Raw genomic sequence first — 6,651 nt, 5'->3', positions numbered from 1 at the left:
ATTGGAAGTGCGATCGCTAACACCCAAATCTACATTTTAGATAAATACCTCAATCCAGTACCCATCGGAATTCCCGGCGAATTGTACATTGCTGGAGATGGCTTAGCTAGAGGTTATTTCAATCGTCCCGAACTAACTGCCGAAAAATTTATTCCCCATCCATTTAGTAGTAAACCAGGGGCGCGGTTGTACAAAACTGGTGACTTAGCACGGTATTTACCTGATGGAAACATTGAATTTATCGGTCGAATTGACTACCAAGTAAAAATTCGAGGTTTCCGAATTGAACTAGGCGAAATTGAAGCAGTTTTAAGCCAACACCCAGAAGTAAAAAATGCTGTAGTTTTAGCGCCAGAGGATGAAACTGGCAACAAGCGTCTAATAGCTTATTTCGTTCCAGAAAAGCAACTCACCAATCTAAAATCCAGCGATTTGCATAGCTATTTAGAGGAAAGGTTGCCTAAATACATGGTGCCTTCCAGCTTCGTCACCTTGGAAACTTTGCCGCTAACGCCTAACGGTAAAGTAGACCGAAAAGCACTGCCAAAACCTGACGAAATGCGATCGCAATTGGAAAACGCTTATGTAGCACCGCGCAATTCAATTGAGCAAATACTAGCGGAAATTTGGAGGGAAGTTCTGGGTCTGAAACAAGTAGGAATTCACGACAACTTCTTTCAATTAGGCGGAGATTCTATCCTGACGATTCAGGTTATATCCAAAGCCGATCGCGCCGGATTATCTTTAACGCCTAAACAGGTATTTACACATCAAACGATTGCCAAATTATCAACAGTAGCTGCTCTAAGTGAAACGAGCCAAAAAGAGCCTATACCATCCGATATACCGCTCGCGCAACTGACTGCTGACGAACTCGATCGAGTGTTACAAACCGTCGAATTTGAAGGAGGAGAAGTCCTATGAATCAAAGAAATATTGAGGAAATTTATCCTCTTTCTCCCATGCAGCAAGGAATGCTTTTCCATAGCCTTTATGCGCCGACATCGGGGATGTATGTCGAACAACTCACCCTTCAACTAAATGGAAATCTCGATGTTGTCGCATTTAAGCAAGCTTGGCAAGAAGTTGTAAATCGCCATTCAGTTTTACGGACTGCTTTCGTATGGGAAAATTTAGAAAAACCGCTTCAGGTAGTAGGGCGACAAGTAAGTTTGCCTTGGCAGCAGGTTGACTGGCGCGAACTTTCCACCATCAAACAGCAACAGCAACTAGAGGCTTTGTTGGAAACAGAACAAAAGCGAGGCTTTGAACTTTCCAAAGCGCCGCTGATGAATTTTACCCTTATACAATTAGCAGAAAATTCCTATCAATTTATTTGGAATCACCATCACTTGCTGTTAGATGGTTGGTCTTTACCTTTAATTTTTAAGGAAGTTATTACATTTTATGCAGCTTTTTATATAGGTAAGGAATTGTATCTGGAAAAACCCCGTCCTTATCGAGATTACATCGCTTGGTTACAGCAACAAAATGTGACGGAATCTGAGGCATTTTGGCGAGAAAAACTCAAAGGTTTTACTGCACCTACAGCGATATTATCTCAGCCACAAATTACTAATAAACAGTCACAAATTCCCAGTTATGATGAGCAGCAATTAAAGCTTTCAGCAGAAACAACCGCAGCATTGCAATCTTTAGTGCGGAAAGAGCAACTAACGCTGAATAGCATAGTGCAAGGAGCTTGGGCACTGTTACTGAGTCGTTACAGTGGCGAACAGGACATCGTATATGGCGCGACGGTTTCCGGTCGTCCGCCGACGCTGGCGGGTGCTGAGTCAATGGTGGGGTTATTTATTAACACTTTGCCAGTGCGAGTTTGGGTCGATTCGCATGATTTTATCTTGCCTTGGTTGAAGCAATTCCAAACGCAGCTTGTGGAATTACGTCAGTATGAGTACAACTCGTTGATAGAAATTCAAGCTTGGAGTGAAGTTCCTCGCGGTGTGTCGCTGTTCGATAGTATTGTAGTGTTTGAAAATTACCCGGTAGATTCGGCGGTACGGCAGCTTAATTCAAATCTAGAGATGGGAAATTTCCGCACATTTGGAAAGACTAATTATCCATTGACTGTAACTGTAATTCCCGATTCGGAGTTGTTGTTGAAGATTGGATATGTTTGCGATCGCTTCCACACCGATACCATTAAGCGAATGTTGGGGCATTTGGAAACGTTGCTTTTAAATATCGTTGCCAACCCCACTCAACGACTCTCGGAATTATCCTTATTAACAGCAACAGAGCGATACCAATTACTAATCGAATTTAATCAAAAACAATCCAAAATCCTAAATTCAAAGTTCCTAATCGGAGAGTGCATTCATCAACTATTTGAGGAGCAAGTCAACCGAACACCTACTTCTATTGCTGTTGTTTATCAAGACCACCAGTTAACATATCGGGAACTGAATGCCAAGGCAAATTCTTTGGCGCATTATTTACGATCGCTCGGTGTTGCAGCAGAAGTAAAAGTTGGTATTTGCTTGGAGCGATCGCTAGATCTAATTGTGGCAGTATTAGCCGTTCTCAAAGCAGGCGGTGCTTACGTACCTCTAGATCCAGCCTATCCCCAAGAACGGCTGGCTTTCATGCTAAAAGATGCTCAATTGTCATTAGTTATTAGTCATTCGTCATTGGTTAATAACTTTGAACAAAACGCAGTAATTTGTTTGGATAAAAACTGGGAAAAAGTTGCACGGGAAAGCGAATCTAATCCAGTTAATCGAGCGACATCTGACAACTTAGCTTATATCATTTACACCTCTGGCTCTACCGGACAGTCCAAAGGAGTAATGGTTGAGCATGGAAGCTTAGTTAATGCTTATTTAGCGTGGGAAGAAATTTATCAACTAAGCGAACAACCAACTTGTCACCTTCAAATGGCAAGCTTCGCCTTTGATGTGTTTAGCGGAGACATGGTTCGCGCTTTGTGTTCGGGTGGAAAGTTAGTGTTGTGCGATCGCGAACACCTGCTAGATGCCGAAAACCTTTATCAGTTGATGCTTCGAGAAAAAGTTGATTGTGCTGAATTCGTTCCGGCGGTATTAAGAAACCTAATTCAATACTTAGAAGAAAGCGAACAGCGTCTTGACTTTATGCGACTGCTTGTTTGCGGTTCTGATAGTTGGTATGGAAACGAATACAATAAATTTAGACAATTTTGCAGTTATCAAACGAGACTGATTAACTCTTTTGGAGTAACCGAAGCTACCATTGATAGTTCATACTTTGAAAGTACAAATTTAGACTTACCTACTGACCAATTAGTACCGATAGGAAAGCCATTTCCCAACACTCACCTTTATATCTTAGATACAAACTTACAACCTGTTCCCATCGGAGTTACTGGCGAACTTTATATTAGTGGTGCTGGTTTAGCGAGAGGCTATCTTAACCGACCTGAATTGACAACCGAAAAGTTTATTGCCAACCCCTTTGAAAGTTCAAAATTCAGGCGACTTTACAAAACTGGAGATTTAGCCAGATACTTACATGATGGTAATATAGAATTTCTCGGTCGGAGCGACAACCAAGTTAAAATTCGAGGTTATCGCATCGAGCTTGGAGAAATAGAAGCTACATTAAATCAACATCCAGCCATACAACAAGCGGTGGTTTTAGCTAGAGAAGATCGACCGGGTAATAAACAGTTAATTGCATATTGTGTAGCTCGATCGCATTACAAAATTGAGGATTCAGAACTCAAGAGTGAAGTGAGTCTGTTTTTAGCTACAAAATTGCCTGAATACATGATGCCTTCTAGCTTTATTCTGTTGAAAACTTTGCCGCTGACACCCAACGGAAAAATCGACAGAAAAAGGCTACCTATACCCGTTCAAACAGAAACAGAACCGCAAGTAAAGGCTAAAAATTACCGCACTCCGACCCAGGAAATATTAAGCGGGATTTGGATTCAAGTATTGGGAATCCAATCAATTGGAATTACCGATAACTTTTTTCAACTTGGGGGGCATTCCTTACTGGCGACCCAAGTTATTTCAAGAATCCGCAAAGCCTTTCAACTTGAATTTCCTTTGCGCTATTTGTTTGAATCGCCAACCATAGCAGAATTGTCTCAAAGAATTGAGGCAGAAATAAAAGCGGGACAAAAACTAGAACTTCCGCCAATTGCTTCTGTTCCCAGAGAAGGAAATTTAACCTTATCTTTTGCTCAACAAAGACTGTGGTTTGCCAACCAATTATTACCCGGTAATCCTGCTTACAATATGCCTGTCGCCGTGCGTCTTTTTGGTTCGCTCAACGTAAAGGCACTCGAACAAAGCTTAAACGAAGTTATCAAGCGACATGAAAGCTTACGCACCAGTTTTATTGAGATAAATGGGGAACCCGTACAACAAATTGCTCCCACTCTAAATTTGACAATACCCATTGTAGATTTAAGGGAATTTTCTGAGATCGTCCAAAAAGCCCAACAACTAGCCATTGCAGAAGTGCGCCAACCCTTCGCACTAGATAAAGCGCCATTATTGCGAGTAAAACTACTGGAATTGGGCGAAAATGATTGGGTAATACTATTTACCATGCACCACATTATTTCTGATGCTTGGTCGCTGGGAATTCTGATTCAAGAAATTGCCATTTTTTACGAAGCTTTTTGCATCAAAAAAACATCTATACTGCCTAATTTATCTATTCAATATGCCGACTTTGCCGTTTGGCAGAGACAGTGGTTAGCGGAACATTGGCAAACTCAACTTGCTTATTGGCAGCAGCAGCTTAATCACCTTTTATTGTTGCAATTGCCCACCGATAAACCACGACCATCAATGCCAATCTTGCGAGGGAAAAGGAAAACTTTGATACTATCAAAAGCCCTCTCGAATGCGCTCAAAAGCCTAAGTGCCAAAGAAGGGGCGACGCTGTTTATGATGCTACTAGCAGCCTTTACAACTTTATTGCATTGGTTAACAAATCAAGATGATATTGTTGTAGGGACTGATATAGCCAATCGTAACCAAGCCGAAACAGAAGGACTAATTGGTTTTTTTGTCAATCAATTAGTATTGCGTACCAATGTATCAGGAAATCCCACTTTTCGAGAATTATTGGCACAGGTACGTCGGGTAACATTGGAAGCTCATGCTCATCAAGATTTGCCGTTTGACAAACTTGTAGAAGCGCTAAATCCAGAGCGCAGTTTGAATCGCGCACCGCTATTTCAAGTCAAGCTAGTTATGCAAAATGTTCCCACACCACCGTTGGAACTTCCGGGCTTAACCTTGGGGTTTTTAGAAGTTGATAACGGCACTTCAGAGTTCGATCTTCTCCTCAATGTTATGGAGACAGAAGAACAACTAATTGGGTTAGTATTGGCATACAAAACCGATTTATTTGAAGACAGCACGATCGCCCGGATTTTGGCACGATTGGAAACGCTGCTGGATAATATTGTGGCGCAACCAAATATCAATCTGAACGCTCTCAAGGAAATTTTGAGCGAAGCCGATCGCTTGCAACAAAGCATCCAAGAACAGGAGTATCAAAAAACCGTTGGACAGAAATTAAGCAATATCAAACGCAAGTCACTTAAATTAGGAGAAAAACTATGAAAAATTTGCCATCGCAAACCAACTCTATGGGAAGCTTAAAAAATGTCAAGCGAAAAGTTGTCAGTGCGTCTCCCGAAAAACTGATCGAAACCGATTATTTGCATCCCGATCTCTGTTTCCCTTTAGTCATTCGTCCCGCTGTTAAGGGGGTAAATCTGCTGACTTGGGCGTCTGGAAATCGAGATTTTATCGAGGCGCAGCTAATAAAACACGGAGCCATTCTTTTCCGAGATTTCGATCTCAATTCAGTGGGGGAATTTGAGCAGTTAATCGCCGCTATTTGTGGAGAGGCGCTGGAATATCGCTATCGTGCATCGCCGCGTTCTCAAGTGAGTGGAAGAATTTATACCTCGACTGACTACCCGGCAGATCAAAGTATATTTCCCCATAACGAACACGCCTATTCGCCTGTATTTCCCGGCAAAATCTTTTTCTATTGCGTTACTCCCGCAGAGTCAGGCGGAGAAACACCTATTGGTAGTACGCGGAAAATTTTTGAGCGGATCGATCGAAAAATACGCGATCGCTTTATCGAAAAAAAGGTAATGTACGTGCGAAACTTCGGTGACGGTTTCGGTCTTCCCTGGCAAACTGTGTTTCAAACTACAGCACCAGCAGATGTAGAAAAATACTGCCGCAGTCACGGGATTGAATTTGAATGGAAAGAGGGAGGAAAATTGAGAACTCGTCAAGTTAGTCCGGTTGTTATTAAACATCCTCGCACTGGCGAAACAGTTTGGTTCAATCACGCTACTTTTTTCCACGTATCAACTTTGCCAGCAGCAATACGCGATTCTTTGCTGGCAGAATTTAAAGAGAATGATTTGCCAACTAATACTTTTTATGGAGATGGTTCTGCTATTGAAGCATCTGTTTTGGAGCAGCTTCGCGATGCTTATCTGCAAGAAATGGTGAGTTTTTCTTGGCAGAAATCGGACATATTGATGTTAGACAATCTGTTGTCTGTACACGCACGCAACCCTTATACAGGTTCGCGAAAAGTTGTCGTAGGAATGGCAGAACCGCTAAACCATACGATGTTGGATTTTAGATTGTAGATTGG

Annotated in this window: 3 protein-coding genes; all 3 read left to right on the top strand. The window is 41.9% G+C overall.

Translation table 11 applies throughout. From position 1 onward, the window contains the following. Window positions 1–924: phosphopantetheine-binding protein (locus tag H6S82_RS13575; protein ID WP_191056312.1), on the top strand; the 924-nt coding region annotated here is incomplete at its 5' end. Next, window positions 921–5,588, top strand: a complete 4,668-nt coding sequence (locus tag H6S82_RS13570; RefSeq protein ID WP_190467992.1) for a non-ribosomal peptide synthetase — start codon at window positions 921–923, stop codon at window positions 5,586–5,588. The genes H6S82_RS13575 and H6S82_RS13570, both read left to right, overlap by 4 nt. Beyond that, complete coding sequence (locus H6S82_RS13565; RefSeq protein WP_190467995.1) at window positions 5,585–6,646, top strand: TauD/TfdA family dioxygenase; 1,062 nt, start codon at window positions 5,585–5,587, stop codon at window positions 6,644–6,646. The genes H6S82_RS13570 and H6S82_RS13565 overlap by 4 nt, the downstream gene beginning before the upstream one ends. Window positions 6,647–6,651: the final 5 nt, after the last annotated feature.

Source organism: Planktothrix sp. FACHB-1355 (genome assembly GCF_014748295.1).
Classification (GTDB): domain Bacteria; phylum Cyanobacteriota; class Cyanobacteriia; order Cyanobacteriales; family Aerosakkonemataceae; genus Aerosakkonema; species Aerosakkonema funiforme_A.
This window is presented reverse-complemented; position numbering and strand designations above follow the sequence as displayed.